The organism is Sandaracinobacteroides hominis, assembly GCF_016464365.1.
Lineage (GTDB): Bacteria > Pseudomonadota > Alphaproteobacteria > Sphingomonadales > Sphingomonadaceae > Sandaracinobacteroides > Sandaracinobacteroides hominis.
Genome location: NZ_JADCUC010000004.1, coordinates 230275 through 250313 on the forward strand (window position 1 = coordinate 230275; position 20039 = coordinate 250313).

The 20039-nt window shown below is 63.7% G+C and carries 23 protein-coding genes; 13 read left to right on the forward strand and 10 right to left on the reverse strand.

The annotated features are described in order from the left end of the window. Positions 1–172: 172 nt before the first annotated feature. Together IM784_RS10505 and IM784_RS10510 are read left to right on the forward strand one after the other, a co-directional pair. A complete protein-coding gene (locus IM784_RS10505; RefSeq protein ID WP_199555277.1) occupies positions 173–1345 on the forward strand; it encodes a heme-binding protein in 1173 nt (390 codons plus the stop codon). 470 nt (positions 1346–1815) lie between these two features. Next, on the forward strand, positions 1816–2448 hold the full coding sequence (locus IM784_RS10510) for a tyrosine-type recombinase/integrase (protein ID WP_199555278.1): 633 nt from the start codon (positions 1816–1818) through the stop codon (positions 2446–2448). Positions 2449–2606: 158 nt separating this feature from the next. Here the strand turns inward: IM784_RS10510 and IM784_RS10515 are convergent, their stop codons facing one another. The 7 genes from IM784_RS10515 to IM784_RS10545 form a co-directional block, all read right to left on the reverse strand. After that, positions 2607–3830, reverse strand: coding sequence for an arabinose transporter (locus IM784_RS10515; protein WP_207791730.1), 1224 nt, complete (start codon positions 3828–3830; stop codon positions 2607–2609). After that, a complete protein-coding gene (locus tag IM784_RS10520) occupies positions 3827–4594 on the reverse strand; it encodes an SDR family NAD(P)-dependent oxidoreductase (RefSeq protein ID WP_199555280.1) in 768 nt (255 codons plus the stop codon). Before IM784_RS10520 ends, IM784_RS10515 begins: the two co-directional genes overlap by 4 nt. 3 nt (positions 4595–4597) lie before the next feature. After that, positions 4598–5497, reverse strand: coding sequence for an aldo/keto reductase (locus IM784_RS10525; RefSeq protein WP_199555281.1), 900 nt, complete (start codon positions 5495–5497; stop codon positions 4598–4600). A gap of 76 nt (positions 5498–5573) precedes the next feature. After that, on the reverse strand, positions 5574–6617 hold the full coding sequence (locus IM784_RS10530; RefSeq protein WP_235976967.1) for an alpha/beta hydrolase: 1044 nt from the start codon (positions 6615–6617) through the stop codon (positions 5574–5576). A 58-nt stretch (positions 6618–6675) separates the two neighbouring features. Further along, complete coding sequence (locus tag IM784_RS10535) at positions 6676–6816, reverse strand: hypothetical protein (RefSeq protein WP_199555283.1); 141 nt, start codon at positions 6814–6816, stop codon at positions 6676–6678. 19 nt (positions 6817–6835) lie between these two features. Further along, positions 6836–7075, reverse strand: coding sequence for a tautomerase family protein (locus IM784_RS10540; protein WP_199555284.1), 240 nt, complete (start codon positions 7073–7075; stop codon positions 6836–6838). 3 nt (positions 7076–7078) lie between these two features. After that, a complete protein-coding gene (locus tag IM784_RS10545) occupies positions 7079–7564 on the reverse strand; it encodes a (R)-mandelonitrile lyase (RefSeq protein ID WP_235976969.1) in 486 nt (161 codons plus the stop codon). Positions 7565–7705: 141 nt separating this feature from the next. On the opposite strand from IM784_RS10545, the gene IM784_RS10550 reads away from it, so the two are divergent. Both IM784_RS10550 and IM784_RS10555 read left to right on the forward strand, forming a co-directional pair. Next, positions 7706–8614, forward strand: a complete 909-nt coding sequence (locus IM784_RS10550) for a LysR family transcriptional regulator (protein ID WP_199555285.1) — start codon at positions 7706–7708, stop codon at positions 8612–8614. 57 nt (positions 8615–8671) lie between these two features. Continuing rightward, the gene (locus IM784_RS10555; protein WP_199555286.1) at positions 8672–9028 is read left to right on the forward strand and encodes a hypothetical protein; all 357 of its coding nucleotides are present in this window, start codon (positions 8672–8674) and stop codon (positions 9026–9028) included. Positions 9029–9139: 111 nt separating this feature from the next. On the opposite strand, the gene IM784_RS10560 is transcribed toward IM784_RS10555, so the two are convergent. The 3 genes from IM784_RS10560 to IM784_RS10570 all read right to left on the reverse strand — a co-directional run bounded on the left by IM784_RS10560 (position 9140) and on the right by IM784_RS10570 (position 11558). Beyond that, on the reverse strand, positions 9140–10156 hold the full coding sequence (locus tag IM784_RS10560) for an IS110 family RNA-guided transposase (protein WP_199555287.1): 1017 nt from the start codon (positions 10154–10156) through the stop codon (positions 9140–9142). Between the two features lie 94 nt (positions 10157–10250). Then, positions 10251–10868, reverse strand: a complete 618-nt coding sequence (locus IM784_RS10565; RefSeq protein WP_199555288.1) for an SOS response-associated peptidase — start codon at positions 10866–10868, stop codon at positions 10251–10253. Positions 10869–10880: 12 nt separating this feature from the next. After that, positions 10881–11558, reverse strand: a complete 678-nt coding sequence (locus IM784_RS10570) for an SOS response-associated peptidase family protein (RefSeq protein WP_199555289.1) — start codon at positions 11556–11558, stop codon at positions 10881–10883. Between the two features lie 126 nt (positions 11559–11684). Here IM784_RS10570 and IM784_RS10575 point away from each other — a divergent pair, with 126 nt between their 5' ends. The 9 genes from IM784_RS10575 (at position 11685) to trbE (ending at position 20039) form a co-directional block, all read left to right on the forward strand. After that, positions 11685–11882, forward strand: a complete 198-nt coding sequence (locus tag IM784_RS10575; RefSeq protein ID WP_199555290.1) for a hypothetical protein — start codon at positions 11685–11687, stop codon at positions 11880–11882. Next, positions 11879–12178 carry a hypothetical protein gene (locus tag IM784_RS10580; protein ID WP_199555291.1) on the forward strand — a complete coding sequence of 100 codons (300 nt, stop codon included), beginning with the start codon at positions 11879–11881 and terminating at the stop codon, positions 12176–12178. Before IM784_RS10575 ends, IM784_RS10580 begins: the two co-directional genes overlap by 4 nt. Before the next feature lie 457 nt (positions 12179–12635). After that, the gene (locus tag IM784_RS10585) at positions 12636–13502 is read left to right on the forward strand and encodes a HEPN domain-containing protein (RefSeq protein WP_328799509.1); all 867 of its coding nucleotides are present in this window, start codon (positions 12636–12638) and stop codon (positions 13500–13502) included. Between the two features lie 117 nt (positions 13503–13619). Beyond that, positions 13620–15635, forward strand: coding sequence for a conjugal transfer protein TraG (locus IM784_RS10590; protein ID WP_199555293.1), 2016 nt, complete (start codon positions 13620–13622; stop codon positions 15633–15635). Between the two features lie 4 nt (positions 15636–15639). Further along, positions 15640–16035 carry a CopG family transcriptional regulator gene (locus tag IM784_RS10595; protein ID WP_199555294.1) on the forward strand — a complete coding sequence of 132 codons (396 nt, stop codon included), beginning with the start codon at positions 15640–15642 and terminating at the stop codon, positions 16033–16035. Positions 16036–16079: 44 nt separating this feature from the next. Then, on the forward strand, positions 16080–17033 hold the full coding sequence (gene trbB, locus IM784_RS10600) for a P-type conjugative transfer ATPase TrbB (protein WP_199555443.1): 954 nt from the start codon (positions 16080–16082) through the stop codon (positions 17031–17033). Positions 17034–17035: 2 nt separating this feature from the next. After that, positions 17036–17362: a TrbC/VirB2 family protein gene (locus tag IM784_RS10605; protein ID WP_199555295.1), complete on the forward strand. Its 327-nt coding sequence runs from the start codon at positions 17036–17038 to the stop codon at positions 17360–17362. Then, positions 17362–17622, forward strand: coding sequence for a VirB3 family type IV secretion system protein (locus IM784_RS10610; RefSeq protein ID WP_199555296.1), 261 nt, complete (start codon positions 17362–17364; stop codon positions 17620–17622). Before IM784_RS10605 ends, IM784_RS10610 begins: the two co-directional genes overlap by 1 nt. Continuing rightward, a complete protein-coding gene (gene trbE / locus IM784_RS10615; protein ID WP_199555297.1) occupies positions 17616–20039 on the forward strand; it encodes a conjugal transfer protein TrbE in 2424 nt (807 codons plus the stop codon). Before IM784_RS10610 ends, trbE begins: the two co-directional genes overlap by 7 nt.

Genomic DNA, 20039 nt, shown 5'->3' on the forward strand with positions numbered 1-20039 from the left:
TGTGTTGGTTCTCAACCAAATGATGTGAGCGTGCTTCGTCCGTTGCCGCTGGCGCTCAACCCAGAGGCCGCTGCGCGCTCGGAAAAACACTGTTGCGAGAACTGCGGTGCGTATTAAAAGCTAAGTTTTGTGGTGATTGCAGAGGGGCGCGCCACGATCTGGGGGCATCAACATGGTGATGAGCGCTGCATTGGTTGCGGAGATGGCGGCTGAGGGCCGCAAGATATTCGTCGCGCAGCCGGACGATCCGAAACTTGGCCCGCTACAGTGGTTGCCGGGCAATTGGGTGAACACGGAAGAACTGAAGGGCCAAGGGTTCAACATGATGGCCCTGCCCTTCGGTGACGCAGGAGAGAACGGCTACAGGCTGTTGATGAACCAGTATGACGAGACTCTGAGCTTCATCATCGCCGACGAAGGTGTTCCGAATAGAGGGGTCGACGCCAACGGTGCTGTGGCAGACCAAATCGCAGTTGCGTTAAGTTATATACAAAAAATTACTCAGATTAGTTCTGAAGACGCTTACGTTGTGAGTGCGCGAGGAAAAACGGAAACTATATTCGGAAATAGTAAAATTTCAGAGAAGTTTGACGGTAAGGGCATACATCATGAGCCCGGCCTTTGGATGTATATGACCAACCTGACTATCCAAGACGAATTTAGTGGTCAGGAGATCGACATTGCTCGCATGGGCAGCATCCCTCACGGAAATAGCTTTATCGCTGTGGGATCCGCTGAACAACTGGAGCCGAATAGCAGCGGGTTAGTTCCGCGCATCAATGGCGTTGTTATCGGAGGTGGCCATGATCCAGACGAGCGAGCCTTGGATCCGATCCTAGTAGCTGGCACCAACACAATTCGCATCGACTACTTCGGGCCATTCAGGTACTTTCATCAGAATCCATTCAAAGGGACGGTCGCAATCCAAGGCTTCGACGGCATGGATCCTGTTGATCCGACTCGACTGCTCGCAGTCACGCTTGAAAGCACACTAAAGCGCATCGGGACGATAAAGAACGTGATCCGCTTGAGCGTTGACTCGACGAAAGACCATGCAGGAATTCACAGGGTAGGTAATCCCAGTATTGGGAATACCCCATTCATTACGAGGCAGGCCGATACAACGGCCATGAACTCGACTTTTACCCTCTACGAAATCGAGGATGCGGCATCCGGCCAGCCTCGGTACTTCATGCAGTACGCGCAGAACGTGATCCTAGACTTCATCAATCGGCCAGATGGTCACCCGGGTCGAGCAAGGTGGCCGCACGTCTCCATCAACACGTTGGAACGCGTATCGGTCGCAAAGCCTGAGGCGCTGTTCGACGGGTTGCCCGCACGCTGACTCCGTAGAAAGGGTTTGTGACGCAGCAGAGCTGCGCCACCTTCGTGTGGTCTAGTAGAAGAGGAAGTCATCCGCAGCCAATCCAGAGATCAGAGCGTTGTTAATCGTCAGCGCGTTGTTTGCGTTATAAGTGATCACGACGTTTGCTCCGACCTGCGACATCGCACCCTGTACCGCCGCGTAGTTCGCGAAAAGTGTGGTTTAAAACTTCACCACATCGCCCGCGCCTAACCTCCGAGATGCTCCCGCCAGCAAACAGGGGCCGATGTCAGCCAAGGGAGCCGAGGTCGCGATGGCGGCATCGATAGACGGAGCGAGGCGCTCGGAATGGCCGGTGTTGGCGTAAGCCGACCTAACCAATACCGCCTCGGATCGGCGTGAGCTGGTCGGCACGAGCCCCGCGCCAAGTCCTGCGCATCGTCGCCGGCAAGCGTTCTGCAGATGGCCAATGTGGCCATAGGAGAACTATCATGGAGATGCCTGAAACCGAACTCACCGCCGCCAAGCGCCCGGTCTGGAATGCCGGAAGGACCGTGGGTGCAAAGCGGGCCCTGAAACCGAAACAGATCTGGGAAATCCGTTTTTACCTCAATCAGCGCCGCCGCCTGCGAGACCGGGCGCTGTTCGATCTCGCGATCGACAGCAAACTACGGGGCTGCGATCTGGTGCAGATGAAGATCGGCGACCTCGTCAGCGGAGGGCAAATCCGAACGCGGGCAACCGTTATGCAGCAGAAAACAGGCCGGCCCGTCCAGTTCGAACTACTGCCAGATGCTCGAGCGAGTTTGCTGGCATGGCTCGAACGCCGTGGTGGCACCGTAGACGATTACGTGTTCCCGAGCCGAGTCGATCATAATGGGCATCTCAGCACTCGCCAGTATGCTCGACTTGTCGATGAATGGGTGACAGGGGTCGGTTTGATGCGAAGCGAGTATGGCACCCACTCACTTCGGCGAACGAAGGCATCGATCATCTACAGGGCAACCGGCAATCTGCGAGCCGTCCAGATCCTTCTCGGCCACAGCAAGATAGAGAATACGGTGCGCTATCTCGGGATCGACGTGGAAGACGCGCTTGCCCTTGCCGAAAACACTGAGATCTGAACCCTTGGGTGCCCGTGTCCGGTAGTCAGCCGGACACGGGCACCTGGGACATTGCGGTCATTCCATAGCAAACCTTTCGAATGGCGGGTTCGGATGAAAGAACTGCCGTTTGCCGGCGTTCCGAAAAGCATGATAACTTGAGTGAGCGCGATCCTGGCTCAGAGTAGCGGCCTGCCACCACGAGGCAGCAGCCGCCACGCGATCGGGACCGCGACGATGGCAGCGACCGCGCTTGCCAGGAAGACCGAGCCCAGGCCGGCCTGACCGGCGAGCAGACCGAGCGCGGGACTGCCCAGCCCCAGCGTCAGGTCGAGGAACGCGTTGTACAAGCCCATCGCCATGCCGCGGTTGGCTGCGGGTGCGCGCCGCACCGCCTCCAGACCCAGGCTCGGGAAGACGAGTGAGAAGCCCGCGCCGGCAATGACCGCGCCCAGCATGGCGACGGTCGCGGATGGCGCCGTTGCGATCACGAGCAGTCCCGCCGCCTGTCCGAACAAGCAGATGCCGGCGACGCGCGCACCGCCATGACGATCGGGCAGATGCCCGCCGACGATCCGCGCGACGATCAGTGCCACGGCGAACAACGAGAAGGCAAGCGCACCGTGTGCCCATCCCTCGACCGAGAAATAGAGCGTGAGGAACGCTGTCATCGATCCGAAGGTGACACCGCTGAGCGCGAAGCCCAGTCCGGGAAGCAGGACGGCGGACAGGACCGTGCGGACGTTCCCCTTCGGCGCCGTCGCGGGAATCAGCGCACGGAGCGGCATGATGACGGTGAGCGCGGCGAGCGGGATGATCGTACTCGCGACCGCGATGCCGGCGAACGCGAAATGCTCGTAGATCGCGCTGCCGATCGGCGCGCCGACCGCCATCGCCGCGAACATCGCCATTCCTACCCAAGCGATCACCTTCGCCGACCGGTCGGCCGCGACAAGGGCGAGGCCCCAGAGCATGCCGCTGGTGATGATGAGGCTTTCCGCCCCGCCGAGCAGGGTGCGGCCGACCAGCAGCAATGCGACCGACCAGACCGGCGTGGCGAGGAAGACGAGCGAGGCGAGATAGCAGCCGCCGCCAAGTGCGCCGGCGATCAGCCCCAGGATCATCGCGCGCTTCGGCCCACGAGTATCGGTGAGCCGCCCCGCCCACAGCCGCGACAAGAGCGAAGCGAGGAACTGACCGCCCGCGACGAGGCCGACGACGAACGGCCCGAACCCCAGGACGTCATGGACGTGAAGCGGCAAGACTGGCATCGCCATGCCGATCATCAGGAAGGCGAGGAAGACCGCAGCCATCACCGATACGGCGGGGGCGAGGCCCCGATCCGGTCGATCCGGACTAGTATGGGGCGGATCGACCGGATCGATCAGGGGTGCCCGGTTCACCGCGCGACGTAGCCGCCGTCGACGGCGAGCATATGGCCGACGACAAAGCTCGCGCCGGGGCTGCACAGCCACAGCACAGCGGCAGCGACCTCGTCGGCCTCGCCGAGGCGCTTGATGGGCACGTCGCGCATCATGTCCTCGATGACGCCGGCTTCCGCCTTCTTCATGTCCGCGACCATCGGCGTGTCCATGATGCCCGGTGCCACGACGTTGATGCGGATGCCTTGTGCGGCATATTCCAGCGCCGCGCTTTTGCTGGCGCCGTGGATGCCGTGTTTGGCGGCGTGATAGGCCGAACGTCCCGGCACGCCGACGAAGCCGCCGAGCGACGAGCAGTTGACGATCGCGCCCGAGCCCTGGCGCTTCATCTGCACGAGCTGAAACTTCATGCAGGCGAACACACCGCGCAGGTTGATGCCGAGCATCCGGTCGTAGTCCGCCATCGCGACATCGGCGAGCTCGGTCGCGCCGCTCTGGATGCCGGCGTTGTTGAACGCCATGTCCAGCCCACCGAGGTCGGCGACAGTGCGCTCGACCGCAGCCTTGACCTGCGCCTCGTCGGACACGTCGCAGGTGATGGCGAGAACCCGTGCGCCCGATGCCTCCAGTTCGCTTGCCGCCTTGGCGACCGCGTCGCCTTTCGCATCGACCAGCGCGACTGCGGCTCCGGCTGCGGCGAACGCTTTCGCCGTGGCGAGGCCCATGCCCGACGCCGCACCGGTGACGAAGGCGACCTTGCCGGCATAATCATAGATTGGGTTCATGACTCAGCCCTCCGCGTCATTAGTATCGGCTTGGCGCTTCTTGCCGAAGACCGGGAACGCGCTTGCCTCGCCATAATCGGCGTCGCGGGTCTGCCGGAGCGTGGCCATGTCGGCGTCGGTGATCGTGAAATCGACCGCGGCGTTCTCGCGCATGTGCGCGACGTTGGACGTCTTGGGCAAAGGCGCGAGGCCGAGTTGCAGGCAGTAGCGGATGCAGAGCTGAGCCACGCTGACGCCGTAACGGCCCGCCATCTCGGCAAGGCGCGCGTCCTTCAGCACCGCGCCATGCGCCACCGGCGAATACGCCTGGACGAGAATGTCCTGCGACTGGGCATAGTCTATCAGATCGAACGGCGTGTCGCCGACATGAGCCATCACTTGGTCGACCATCGGAGCGATGCTGCCATTGCGGCTTAGGTTTTCGAGGTCGACGCGTTCGAAGTTGGACACCCCGATCGCGCGCAGTTTGCCCGCCCGGTAGGCGTCCTCCAGCGCGCGCCACGCCTCGAGATTGCCCTCGAAATGGCGGTCGCCCTCGCGAAACTCGGCCCAGGGCTGCGGGCTGTGGATGAGCATCAGATCGATTTGATCCAGCCCAAGTGCCTGCAGCGAGCCGTCGATGCGCGCTGCCGCATCGGCATGGGACTTGCTCTCCGCGACGAGCTTGGTCGTCACGAACAACTGGTCACGCGCGACCCCGCTGGCGCGAAGGCCTTCGCCCACACCTGCTTCATTGTCATAGGCCTGCGCGGTGTCGATGTGGCGATAGCCGACGCCGATCGCCTCGCCGACGGCGCGCGCCGCGTCGTCGTTCGGGATCATCCAGGTGCCGAAGCCCAGGCGCGGAATCGCCACCCCGTTCGCCAGCGTCGATGTTTGGTTTAGAATCATGATGGTCTCCAATTTCTTTTATCGGTTCGGGCCGGGGCCGTAGGCCGGCTGCTTGGTGAGCGCGTTCCAGTGGTCCTGGATGTCAGGGTCACAGACGCGCGCCTGCCAGGCCCTTGCGGAAGAACTCGGTCATCCGGTCGAACGGGATCTTGTCCATCCGGTCGTAGAGATCGACGTGACTGGCGCCGGGGACGATCACCAGTTCCTTGGGCTGGGCGGCGGCCGCGAAGGCAGTTTCGCCGAAATAGCGCGAGTGCGCCTTCTCGCCGTGGACGATCATCACCGGGCGCGGCGCGATCTCGGCGATGTTCGTGAGCAGCGGGAAGTTCATGAAGGAAAGCGGTGTTGTCTGCGACCACGATTTGCCCGAATTGACCGCCCGCTCGTGATAGCCGCGCGGAGTCATGTAATAATCGTGATAATCGACCAGGAACTGCGCCTCGCCGCCATTCAGCGTATTCGCGGGCGGGCCATAGGCTGGGGACCCCTTCATGGCATCGTCCCAGCGCTGACGACTCAGCTTCTCCAGCGTGGCGTGCCGCTGTTCCGGGGTGACGCTGTCGTTATAGCCCTTCGACATCACGCGGCTCATGTCATACATCGTGCTGGCGACGACCGCCTTGACGCGCTTGTCGATCGCCGCCGCGCTCAGGCCCATGCCGCCGAAGCCGCAGATCCCGATGATCCCGATCCGTTCGCGATCGATCCCGCCCTGGAGCCCCAGGAAATCCACCGCCGCGCTGAAATCCTCGGTATTGATGTCGGGCGAGGCGATGTTGCGCGGCGTGCCCCCGCTCTCGCCGGTGTAGGATGCGTCGAACGCCAGCGCTGCGAAGCCGCGCTCGGCCATCTTCTGCGCATAAAGGCCCGACGACTGTTCCTTCACCGCGCCGAACGGTCCGCAAACGGCGAGTGCCGGCAGGCGCCGGCCCGCGGCATCCTTCGGCAGATACAGGTTGCCGACCAGCGTGATGCCATAGCGGTTGGTGAAGCGGACCTGGCGCGTGTCGACGCGGTCGCTCTTGGGGAAAACAGTGTCAGATTGCGACATGGTGATGCTCCTCATTTGGCCGGTGGCTGATGCGGTGCCGGCGAGCAGCAGGGCGGTGCCCGTGCCCCCGGCTTTCAGCATCGCGCGGCGGGTGAAATTACGATCGCGATGCGACATGTGATTGGCCTCCCTCGCTTCGTCAGGGCGTTTGCAGATGCGACGCGGGGGTCGCCTCACCGACGGCGCGTGCCGCGTCATCGTTCGGGATGATCCAGGTGCCTAAGCCGAGGCGCGGGATCGCCACCGCATTCGCCAGCGTCGATGTTTCGTTCAGGGTCATGGGATTCTCCGATGTCATGTCAGCGCCGGGGACCGGGGCCGTAGCCCGGCTCCTTGGTCAATGTGTTCCAGCGATCGCGAATGTCGGGGTCGTAGACGCGCGCCTGCCATTCGCCGGGCGCGACCTCCTCGAAGCCGACCGACACGGAGTCGCCGCCGTATCCGAGTGTCCTCGTCACGGCCGCGACGATCGCGTCCGAAACCGCCTGCTTCTGGTCCGCGGACTTTCCGGGCCACAGCTTCACGACGACGTGCGGCATGGCTCAGCGCCCGCCGAGCGGCGCGAGATATTCCTCGTCCGTCACTTTCTCCAGCCACGTCACCGGCGTGCCGTCTACCACCTCCTGGATCGCGACATGGGTCATCGCCTGCGTGTCGGTCGCGCCGTGCCAGTGCCGCTTGTCCGCCGGGCACGCCACGATGTCGCCGGCGTGGAACTCCAGCTTCGGCCCGCCGTCGATCTGCGTCCAGCCCACGCCCTCGGTCACGATCAGCGTCTGGCCGGCGGGGTGCGTGTGCCAGGCGGTGCGGGCACCGGGCTCGAAATGGACGATCGCGCCGGAGACGCGGGACGGCGCCTCGCGCTGGAACTGGCCGGTGATCGTCGCCTTGCCGGTGAAATAGTCGGCCGGTCCCTCGACCGTCTTCATGTCCGCCTTGCGTTCGATGCTCATACCGCTTTCTCCTTGCTGTGCGTGCGCGCCTGCGGGCAGCAGCAGCGTGGCGAGGCAAATGCCGATCCTCATCATGGCTGCCGTCCTTTCCATATGCCGATCGTCACGACGACGATCGCTGCAAAGTACGATTTAGGAAGTTGGCGCCGCCGAAATTAGCCGTCTCATCCGCAACGAGCTCGTGAACAAAGCTCAACAATGGTGTAGAGGCTCATTATGCAACTCAGTCGCGCAGACCTGGCGGACTTCGCCTATTTCCTTGCCATCGCGAAGCACGGCAGCTTCCGCAAGGCTGCCGCGTCGATGGGTGTCACCACTTCGGCGCTCAGCCACGCCATCACGGCGCTTGAAGGGCGGCGCGGGGTTCGACTGTTGAACAGGACGACGCGCAGCGTCACGCTGACCGCTGCAGGTGAGGAACTCCGCGCAACCATCGAAGACCCCATGCAGGTCATCGCTACTGCGGGTGATGCGCTCGACCGCTACCGCGATGCGCCGGCAGGCCGCGTCAGGCTCAACGTCCTTGAGGACGCGGTCGACCTGATCCTCAAGCCAGTCATGCCGGTCTTCGTCGACCGCTATCCCGAGGTCGCGATCGACATCAGCGTGAGCAACCGCATGATCGACGTCATCGGCAGTGGGTTCGACGCAGGCATCCGCTACGGCGGCACGGTGCCCGAGGACATGATCGCGCAGCGACTGTCCCCGGACCTGCGCTGGATCGCGGCGGCATCACCGGCCTATCTTGCTCGGTTCGGCCCGCCGGCCGATCCGCAGGATCTGCAGAAGCATCGTTGCATCGGCATCCGCCTGGGGACCGATCAGGTCTATCAGTGGGAGTTCGAGCGCGACGGCACCGAGTGCGCCGTCGCGACGCCAGGCCCGCTGACCGTCGATGCCAGCCACGCGGCCATCGCCTTCGGGCTGAGTGGTGCCGGCATCGTGTACGCGACGGAAGCGGCCCTTCGCCCGCATCTTCGGATTGGTGCCCTGCAACCCGTCTTGGAGGACTGGGCGAGCATGGGCAGCGGCTTCCACGTCTACTATTCCGGGCGTCGGCATCTACCGACCGGATTGCGCCTGCTCATCGACCTCATCCGCGAGGTGCAGCCTTTGCAAGGATGATTTAGCCGCGCGCCCGTGCCTTCCCGATTTCCTCTTTTAAAAAATTTCCCACTGGAGATGAAGATACTGGACTGCCAAGCGGTGCGGCGTGTTGGCGGCACTTGGACGATCAAGCGATCGGCAGAATATTTTGATGGTGCACTGGCGATTGTTTGGGCCGAGATCGGCGACTGGCCGCTGCAGTCGGAAGCCGACATACGGAGAGCGCTTCGGGAACGACGTGAACTGGTCGGAAGCTGCCCCCGGCACAGGCGCAACATCAATGTCCGCTTTCCTATTGGTCTCGGTCCAGAAGCCGCCTATCCGGACAGTTGTCTAATTGATTTTCGCATGGGCATTCCTTTTCCCGGTGCCAATGGTTGTCTTCGAGGTCATCGGGCGGCCTGTGAGGGCGTTGTGTCCGAGCCTTCATGATCGCGGCCGGGCGAAAAGGGTGGGTGTCTCTGGGTCCAACTCGAGGTTATGGCCTCTACAGTCCGGGCGAGATCACCCTGGCATGGCTTACCGGGAAGAAGGGCGCTGGCTTCATGTCCAGCGGAACTCCGTCTCGTTCAGCCATAACGAATGGAGCAGCACGGCCAGTTTGCGGGCAACCGCGATCCTGGCGCGCTTGTTGCCTTTCGATTCTGCGATGCGCTGCCCCCATTGCTGAAGTGCAAATGGGCGCTGCACGCGGCACAGCATGATGTTCGCGGCCTCGTAGAGTGATCGCCGGAGCATCGGATCGCCCGCCTTGGAAATGTTGCCGCGTACATCGCGTTCGCCTGACTGGCTACGTCGTGGTACCAGCCCGGCATAGGCGCCGACATCTTCGCTGCGCGCAAAACGACGCGGGTCCTCGATGCTAGCGGTAAAGGTCAGCGCAGTGATCGGGCCGACACCCGGAACGCTCATCAGCCGGCTGCATACAGCATCATCGGCAGCCCGGCTTTCCAGTAGTCGGTTGGACGCGCGAAGCTGCTCTTCAATGACCTCGATGGATGCCACGAGGGGCGCAAACAACGGCTCTAGATCTGGCCGCTGCCCGTACAAGGCGATGAGCCGCTCGCGTCGCTTTCCTGGCGTGCGAGCGGCGCCGAGACGAAGGCCGAACAACTTCAGGAGTCCGCGCAGTTGGTTACCCATAGCCACCCGCGTTGTGATCAGCTGTGCCCGGATGCGCAACGCAGCGCGATCGATATGCGTTGCTGACGCCTTCATATGCACGCGCTTGAACCAACCCGTACGGGCAAGTTGCGCCAGCCCCTCGGCGTCATGCACGTCACTCTTGTTCACGCGAGCCGCCAATACTCCTTTGGCATGACGGGCGCAGATGCACTCGACCGGGATGCCCCGCTCGACCAGACCATGATACAGAAACGTCGACAGAGGGCCGGTCTCCAGAACCACCCGCACCAAGTCGGGACAATGACGGTTTAGCCAGCTGGCCAACGCTTCGGGATCGCTCGCCACCACATCTCGCCGGAGCACACCACCCTCGGCATCGACCACACAGATATGCGTGCTCTTGTCGCTCACATCCAAACCAGCAAAGATCGACATCGGTCACCCTCCTGCATTGAAGCGTCAACGCGACTTCGTACCATCCAGGAGGGTGGCTAAATCAATTACGCGGTGTCTAACTTCTCTGACAATCCTATATTGCCCGGCGCCAAGGCTCAATCGTTCGCTCCATCCGGATGAGGTCGTCGGGGAAGCGCCGCTCCTGAAAACCTTGGGCGTCGTCGAAGCTACCCTGGAGCCATAGGTCATATTCGTCCGGCATCAACAGCACCGGCATTCGATCATGCACAGGTCGAATTGCTTCGTTGCACTCCGTCATCATCCCGGAATACACCGGCCCCCATTCTGCGCTGTCACGCCAGAGCCCCGCCCAGGCGAACACCGGTTGGTCCTTCACGCTGAACCAGGTTCGCGTCTTGCTGCCCTTCGGCCCCTCGGCTTCCGCAAAGCCGGTGACGGGGATCAGGCAGCGCCATTGCGGTTTCGCTGCCAAACCCTTCCACATAGGCTTGTTGAGGTCGGCAATGTTGTTCACCGGCTTTGGCTTGGACTCCGGCTTCATCCCCTGCAGCCGTAGCGGGAACCCCCACACCATAGACTGCATGATCCGCTCACCTTCCGCCTCCCGTACCACCATGCCGGGATAGCCGGGATAAACCTCCTCCGGTGCGTTGCTTGAAACTGGGGCTGAGACGCCGAAGTGCGCCGCCACCTCAGCCATCGACTTTCGGACCGTATAGAGATTGCACATGGGTGGAGGCTATCAGAGCCGCAGCGGGGCGCTAGCCTGGATCAACTCTCCCGCGCGCATGTCGGGCACCACGCCGCTCCGCCAGCCATGCTTGGTGGGAGTAATCTCCATCCGGTCCGCGGCGATAGGAGCGCGGAACTGGAACCCGATGACATCCTGAATGGTGCCATGCAGCCAGCGCTCCCATTCCTCACGGCCTAGCAGCACTGGCATTCGTTCATTGTAGGGCATGACGGCGGCGTTCGCTTCCATAGTCATCCCCGCAAACACTGGCCCGAACTCATTCGTTGTGCGGCAGAACCCCGCCCAGGCCATCAAGGGCGTGTCCTTCACGGAGAACCAGGTGCGGATTTTCTTGCCTTCCACGCCATCGGGGTTGGCGAAGCTCGTGATGGGGATGAGGCAGCGATAGCGCGGTTCCACCACCAACTTATCCCACATGGGGTTGGTGAGGTCGGACACCATGCCGACGCGGTCCGGCATTTCGCCTCGCAGGTCCATCTCTCGCGTTAGCCGGGGGAACCCCCATGTCATGCTTCGCAGATGCCGCACGCCGCCCCGCTCAAACACAACGAGGCCCGGCTCCCCCTCCGTGCATTCGCGGGGCACCGACAGACCCGGCGGGGCATCTGCCGCAAACCGTTCCGCTATCTCCGCTGCACTGCTCTGGACCGTATAAATCCTCGCCATAGCCACCTCGACCGACTCACTGCGGATCGCAATCTAGCACGAATCAGTTGAGACATGTTCCACTTTTGTTCTATCCTGTTTGCCCGCGTTTGGAGCGTGGCACGGCAACAGCAAAGAGATACCATCATGCAGCATGACCCCAAGCTGCGTGCGGCTGCACGCGCGATCTATGACGCCTGCTATCCAACGGATGATTGGGCACCAACCGGCTTTGACGAGGCGGAACGCTGCACCACCATCCACTATCGGCAGGCGGTTGAAGCCGCGCAGAACGCGCGCGCAACCTTCGTCGGCCAGGGTGAACAGTTGCCGCTCGCCATATGAGCCGGCGTAAGGGCGAGCGCCCCGTGCAGAAGCGGCTGGCAGACGCGCATCTGGTGAACCTCATGCGCCGTTCCATCGCCAGCGGCTCCGATTGGTTCCAGGCGTGGCAAGGCCAGGAATGTACGCCCCTCCACCAACTGTCGAAGCTGACCGGCATTCCGACCCGTCGCTTGCAAACGCTGCCTTACGGCGGGGCAGTGTCGCGGGCGGAGATTGATGCACTGGCACGGGCATGGTGTGTCAGCACATCCGACCTTATCAGCACGCTCCCCAACCCGGCGTTGATCGTCGAATGACGTGGCGAAGTTCGACAAGGAGGGGAACCGCGTCCCGACAAATCTATTCGAGGCGGCGGCGTGGCAGCGATCTGTCGTCGCCACCTGCTATCCCTGCAACCGGGAAGCCGTGTTCGATCCTCATCAACTCTGGTGGCTCTTCGAGCGCAAGCACTGGGATGACTCGCTCGGTCGCGTCGGGCGACGGCTGAAATGTTCACAATGTGGCGGGCGGGGACAAGTGAGTTTCGAGCGCGGGCAGAAGGCCACTATCTCGCTGCCTTGGCCCGACGAGCGGGAATGGAAGCGGGCAATTAGTCGGTTTCGGAGTTAGGCTGACTTTCGGATCGGGTCCAGTTCACAGCGATCCGCTCAATGCATATTTGCCTTGCCAACCACCTGCGGTGGCGCGAGAATCTCCGCCATGCGCCGCGATGTGGATCATTTGCCCTCGGTTCAACAGGCCGAGCTGGAGCGGGTGACGCAGCTGTTGATGACGGAGTTCACGCAGGCAACGGAGCGTGCCAGCCAACCCTGGAAGAAAAACGGGCGGATTCTGAAGATCATCCTGTTCGGCAGCTACGCCCGGAACGACTGGGTGGATGAGCCGGAGAATGGTTACCAGTCGGACTATGACCTGCTCGTCATCGTCAGCCATCCGGATCTGACCGATGTTGCCGACTACTGGTATGTTGCGGAAGAGCGGATCCTGAACGATCCTGCCATCGCGCGGCCGGTCAACATCATCGTCCACACGCTTGATGAGGTAAACGGGGCGCTGAGCCGGGGGGAGTATTTCTGGGTCGATATCGCTCGCGACGGGATTGCCCTGCACGAGGGGCAGGGGAGTGCGCTTGCCGCACCCAAGCCGCTCACAGCTGCGGACGCCTATGAAATGGCCGCGACGTATTTTTCGGCGAAGCTGGCTGACGTCGATCGCTGGCTAGCTACGGTTGAGTTCCATATTTCCAATGCGTCTTCCGACACTGGATTCAGGAAGCTGGCAGCATTTAATCTGCATCAGGCGACCGAAACTTCGTATGCTTGCTTCCTGCTGGTACGGACGCTGTATTTCCCTCGCTCCCACAACATCAAGTTCCTGCGCTCTTTGGCGGAAGCCAGCGAGCCGCGACTGATCGAGGCTTGGCCGCGTGCCGGTCGGCTGGATCGCCGGCGCTTCGAGCTTCTGAAGCGCGCCTATGTCGAAGCGCGCTATTCGCCGAACTACGAGATCGCGCCGGAAGACCTTCTCGCCCTGTCGCAATCCGTCCGCCGGCTGCGGGATCTTGTCGAGGCAGTGTCGCTCGAGCGGATCGCCGACCTGCGTGAGGCGGCCGGGCTCTAGGTCCGACTGATCCCTTCCGCGCCCTGAGCGGCCCGGCAGCACCGTTCCATTTTGAGCCTCCGTCACAGAGTCTGAGCCTTGCCCGCCTGACAGGATTCGGCGGACGGGAGGCTCGTTGTGACACCCACAAAGCTGCTCATCGGCCAGATCCTCATCGTATTCGCGATCGTCGTGCTGGGCGTCTGGGCAGCCACCCAATGGGCAGCCTCGATGCTGGGGCATCAGCCCGAGCTTGGCCGAGCCTGGTTTCGGCTCTCCGGCGTTCCGATCTACCGGCCCTGGGCCCTCTTCATCTGGTGGTATCACTATGAGGCCTATGCCCCGCATGTGTTCGACCGTGCCGGACTGCTGGCTGGCGGCAGCGGATTCATGGGCTGTGCGGCCGCCATCTCGGGTTCGCTGTGGCGCGCGCGCCAATCCCGCCATGTCACGACCTATGGCTCCGCGCGCTGGGCGACGCCGCGCGAGGTTTTTGGTGCAGGCCTGCATGGTCCGGCCGGGGTTATGCTCGGGACGCTTCACGGCAATTACCTGCGCCATGATGGTCCGGAGCATGTCATGGCATTTGCCCCGACCCGCTCCGGGAAGGGCGTCGGGCTCGTGGTGCCGACGCTCCTGTCCTGGACAGGCTCCGCGGTCATCCACGACATAAAGGGCGAGAACTGGGCCCTGACCGCCGGCTGGCGAGCGCGCTTCTCGCACTGCCTGCTGTTCGATCCGACTGATCCGGCGTCTGCCCGCTACAACCCGCTGCTGGAAGTCCGCCGCGGCGCGTACGAGGTGCGCGACGTCCAGAATATCGCCGACATCCTTGTCGATCCCGAAGGCGCGCTGGAGCGACGTAACCACTGGGAGAAGACCAGCCATTCGCTGCTCGTCGGCGCTATCCTGCACGTTCTGTACGCAGAAGAGGAGAAGACCCTTGCCCGGGTAGCGAGTCTCCTCTCCGATCCCGATCGCAGCTTCGAGTCCACGCTCAAAGCCATGCTACGGACAAATCACCTCGGAGTTCTGGGTGAGACAGTCGCCCATCCGGTCGTGGCATCGGCCGCCCGCGAGCTACTGAACAAGAGTGAGAATGAACGCTCCGGCGTGCTCTCCACCGCCATGTCATTCCTCGGGCTCTACCGGGATCCGACGGTCGCCGAGGTCACGTCTGCCTGCGACTGGCGGATTGCGGATCTGATGGAGGCCGAGCGGCCCTGTTCGCTCTACCTCGTCATTCCCCCTTCCGACATCAGCCGCACCAAGCCGCTCGTGCGCCTCATCCTCAACCAGATCGGCCGGCGTCTCACCGAGCGGCTGGAACATTCCGGATTGTCGGTGCGCCGCCACCAGTTGCTGATGATGCTGGATGAGTTTCCTGCACTCGGGCGGCTCGATTTCTTCGAAACCAGCCTCGCCTTCATGGCCGGGTACGGCATCCGCGCCTTCCTGATCGCCCAGAGCCTCAACCAGATCGAGAAGGCCTACGGCGAGTACAACTCGATCCTGGACAACTGCCATGTCCGCGTCGCGTTCGCGACCAACGACGAGCGCACCGCCAAACGCATCTCCGACGCGCTCGGAACCGCCACGGAGCAGCGCGCCATGCGCAACTATGCCGGCCACCGGCTGGCGCCCTGGCTTGCCCATGTCATGGTCAGCCGGCAGGAAACCGCCCGCCAGCTGCTGACGCCCGGCGAGGTGATGCAACTGCCGCCCGATGACGAGCTGGTTCTCGTCGCCGGCCTGTCGCCGATCCGCGCGAAGAAGCTGCGCTACTATCTCGATCCCAATTTTGCCGAACGGGTGTCGCGCCCTCCATTGCCGGCGGCGGGGCGCTATGCGGACCGGCCCGCCCGTCGGCCCGACGACTGGTCCGATCGGGTCTCACTACCGCGGCCGCCTGCAGCGCCACCTGTTGTTCAGCAGACCGTGGCTGCGGACGATGGTGGCCGTCAGCAGCAGCTCCAGCTGGAGCTGCCGGGGCATGCCACTGCCGTTGCGAAAGAGGTCGAACCTCGCCCTGTTCGCGAAGAGGAGGATGTCGCGGTCGCAACGCGCGCGATGGCCCGCGCGAAAGGACCGAACCCAGCCCAGCAGGGGTTCGCGTTCAACCGGTCCGTTGAGCGCAACCTGGTGGAGGACTGACATCATGAAGGTCCGGCAGAACCTCTACCTCGACCGCGAGCTCAGCATGGCGCTCGACACGCTCGCGGCAGCGCGGCGCGGCAACAAGAGCCGGCTGGTGAACGATGCACTTCGGGACTGGCTTGGCCGCAAAGGCGCGAAGGAGGTCGATGACCTGCTGCGGCCCCGGCTCGACCGCATCACCCGCGAGCTGTCGGGAACCCGGCGCGACATCGACGTGCTGATGGAGAGCCTGGCGCTCTTCGTCCGCTACCAACTGATGGTGACCGCGCCGCTGCCGGAGGCGGACGCCGTCGGCCGGGCGGTTGGCCGGGAGCGCTTTGAAGCCTTTGTCTCGCAGGTCGGACGGCAGATTGCTGCCGGCAGACGCAGCCTTCCCGGAGACGGAGGGTCATCGTGACTACATTGTACCCAGAAAGCGTGGCCAGCGGCCGCCGCCGCACCATGTTGCAGACCGCCTTCGGCCCGGCCATCGCAGCCGCGCTCGCCAATCACCTTGTCACCGAAATCATGGTCAATCCTGACGGCGCCCTGCGGCTGGATATCCTGGGTGAAGGGCGGGTCGATACCGATATCCGGATTGAGGCAGCCGAGGTCGAGCGCATCATCCGGCTGGTTGCCTCCAACATCGGCGGCGAGATCGCATCGGCTCGCCCCATCGTCTCGGCCGAACTTCCGTCCCACGGCGCCAGCGCCGGTGAGCGGTTCGAGGGACTGCTGCCGCCGGTCTCGCTCGGACCCTGCTTCTCGATCCGAAAGCCCGCCGTCCGGCTCTACACGCTTCATGACTACGTGGCGGACGGGGTGATGTCGGAGACGCAGGCCATGGTGCTGCGGACGGCCGTTGCCGAGCGTTGCAACATCCTCGTCGCGGGCGGCACCAGCTCCGGCAAGACCACGCTTGCGAATGCGCTGCTGGCCGAACTCGCCGATCGTGACGAACGGGTGATCCTGATCGAGGACACCCGCGAACTGCAATCGCCAGCCCCCGATACCGTCGCGCTGCGGACGCGTGGGAGTTCGGTCACGATGGGCGACCTCGTGCGCTCGACGCTGCGCCTGAGGCCCGATCGCATCATCGTCGGCGAAGTGCGCGGCCCCGAAGCACTCGACATGCTGAAAGCCTGGAACACCGGCCATCCCGGCGGGGTCGCCACCATCCACGCCAACAGCGCGGAATCAGCCCTGATGCGACTGGAGCAGCTGATCCAGGAAGCCGTCGTCCAGGTGCCCCGCTCCCTCATCGCCGATGCCATCGACATGGTCCTGTTCCTGGCGGGGCGGGGCACCGGCCGTCGGCTTCAGACCATCGCATCGATCGCCGGGCTCAGCCCGGATGGCAGCTACCGCTTCACGGCGCCTCGGCCGCCAAACCCCCTCAACCCTGAAGGAGACTGACCATGCAGCATATTCAATCTCTCGTTCGTCGCCAGGCCCATCTGATCGGGCTCGGCCTTTCCTTTGCCCTTGCCGGAAGCGCCATCGCCGGCGGCTCCGGCATGCCATGGGAAGAGCCGCTGCAGCAGGTGCTGGAATCCGTGCAGGGGCCGGTCGCCAAGATCATCGCGGTGATCATCATCATCGTCACCGGGTTGACGCTGGCGTTCGGGGAGTCATCCGGCGGGTTCCGGCGTCTGATCCAGATCGTCTTTGGACTCTCAATCGCCTTTGCCGCCTCGTCCTTCTTCCTGTCCTTCTTCAGCTTCGGCGGCGGGGCGCTGGTCTGATGACCCACGTCGAAGGGTTCGAAACCCCCATCCACGCATCCCTCGGTTCGCCGATCCTGCTCGGCGGTGCGCCGCGCGGGATCGCGATCCTGATCGGTACGCTGGCCGCCGCCGTAGGCCTCGGGCTGCAACAGTGGCTGGTCGGGATCGCGCTCTGGGCAATCGGCCACAGCCTCGCCGTATTCGCCGGCCGGCAGGATCCGGACTTCGCGACCGTGCTCGTCCGGCATCTGCGTCAGAAGGGGCATCTCTCGTGCTGAACCTCGCCGAATACCGCACGCGGACGGACCGGCTGGCGGACCATCTACCCTGGGCGGCGCTGGTTGCACCCGGCGTCATCCTCAACAAGGACGGGAGTTTCCAGCGCAGCTTCGCCTTTCGTGGGCCCGATCTCGAAAGCGCAACCGAAGCCGAGCTGGTCTCGGTCTGTGCTCGGGCCAACAATGCCCTGAAGCGGCTGGGAACAGGATGGGCGCTGTTCTTCGAGGCGGATCGGCGTCCGGCCCCTGGCTATCCGGAAGGCCGGTTTCCGGACGCCGCCTCATGGCTGGTAGACGCCGAACGGCGCGCCGGCTTCGAAACGCAAGGCCAGCATTTCGAGAGCCACTTCACCGGAACGCTGCTGTGGCTGCCGCCGGCCGACAACCAGGAAGCCGCTGGCCGGGCGCTGGTAGAACGACCCCGCCAAGACAAGGGACGTGACTGGAACACCGCCCTGTCCGGCTTCCTCGCAGAAACCGACCGCCTCCTCGACCTCCTGTCCGGTTTCATGCCCGAGGTGCAGGCGCTCACGGACGGCGAGACACTCACCTACCTCCATCGCACCATCTCGGATCGACCGCATGATGTGGCTGTGCCCGAGACACCCGCCTATCTCGACGCGCTGCTTCCCGACACCATGTTGACGGGCGGTCTCGAGCCCCGTCTGGGCGATCTCCACCTTCGCACCCTCACGCTGCTCGGCTTTCCCAACCTGAGCCGGCCCGGCCTTCTCGACGCGCTCAACCACCAGTCCTTCGGCTACCGCTGGGTCACCCGCTTCATCGCCCTCGACAAGAGCGATGCCACGAAAGCACTGACTCGCATCCGCAGGCAATGGTTCAACAAGCGCAAGTCCGTGACCGCGCTGCTGCGCGAGGTCCTCTACAACCAGCCGACCCAACTCCTCGACAGTGACGCTGACAACAAGGTGGTCGATGCAGACCTCGCCCTCCAGGCATTGGGCGGCGACCATGTCGCGTTTGGCTATCTCACCACGACCATCACGCTTGCCGACAGCGACCGCACCCGTGTCGAAGAGAAACTGCGCGCCGTCGAGCGCGTGGTGAACGGGCTCGGGTTCACCTCGAAGCGCGAGACGCTGAACGCGGTCGAAGCCTGGCTCTCCTCGCTGCCGGGGCAGGTCTATGCCAACGTTCGCCAGCCCCTCGTCCATACCCTCAATCTCGCGCACCTGATGCCACTCTCCGCCGTCTGGGCCGGGCAGGCACGCAACTGGCATCTCGACGGCCCGCCACTGTTTCAGGCGCAGACCAGCGGCACCACGCCGTTCCGTTTCTCGACGCATGTCGGCGATGTCGGCCATATGCTGGTGGTCGGACCCACGGGTGCCGGCAAATCCGTGCTGCTGGCGCTTATCGCACTGCAGTTTCGCCGCTACCCCGACGCTCAGATCTTCCTGTTCGACAAGGGACTGTCCGCCCGCGCTGCCGTGCTGGCGATGGGTGGTGCCCACCACCAGCTGGGGACTGAAGGGCTCGCGTTCCAGCCGCTCCGCCATATCGACCATCCGGACGAGCGCAGCTGGGCGGCCGACTGGGTTGCAGCCCTCCTCGCCGGCGAGCAGCTGGCGGTCACGCCCGAGGTCAAGGAGGCGATCTGGTCGGCGCTGGGCAGCCTCGCCTCCGCGCCCCCCGACGAGCGGACGTTGACCGGTCTCTCCATGCTGTTGCCGACCTCGGCGCTCCGCATGGCTCTCTCGCCCTTCACGCTCGAAGGTCCACATGGCCGGCTGCTGGATGCCGTCGAGCCGGAGTTCAGCCTCGACAGCCTGCAATGTTTTGAGACCGAGGCGTTGCTGGATCAGGCGTCGGTTGTCGCGCCGGTGCTCACCTATCTCTTCCACCGCCTCGAACAGCGGTTCGATGGCCGACCGACACTCCTGATCCTCGATGAAGCCTGGATCTTCCTTGACCATCCGCTGTTCGCCGCCCGCATCCGCGAATGGCTGAAGACGCTGCGGAAGAAGAATGTCGCAGTCCTGTTCGCGACCCAGAGCCTTGCCGACATCGCGGACAGCGCGATCGCGCCGTCCATCATCGAAAGCTGCCCGCAGCGCATCCTGCTGCCGAACGAGCGGGCGCTGGAGCCGCAGTCCGCGGTCGCCTACCAGCGGTTGGGGCTCAACGCCCGGCAGATCGAGCTGATCGCGCGGGCGACACCCAAGCGGCACTATTACCTCCAGTCCGCGCGCGGCAATCGCCTGTTCGAGCTTGGGCTCGGACCGATCGCGCTGGCGCTTGCCGGGGCGTCCGATCCCGCCTCCCAGGCCCGTATCGACGCGATCCTCGGCCAGCATGGTTTGACGGATTTTGCCGAACATTTGCTGTCGGCCGCCGGCCTCGACTGGGCTGCGTTGCTGCTGCGCGAGTTCCCCGACCACCAGTTGAAGGAGTAA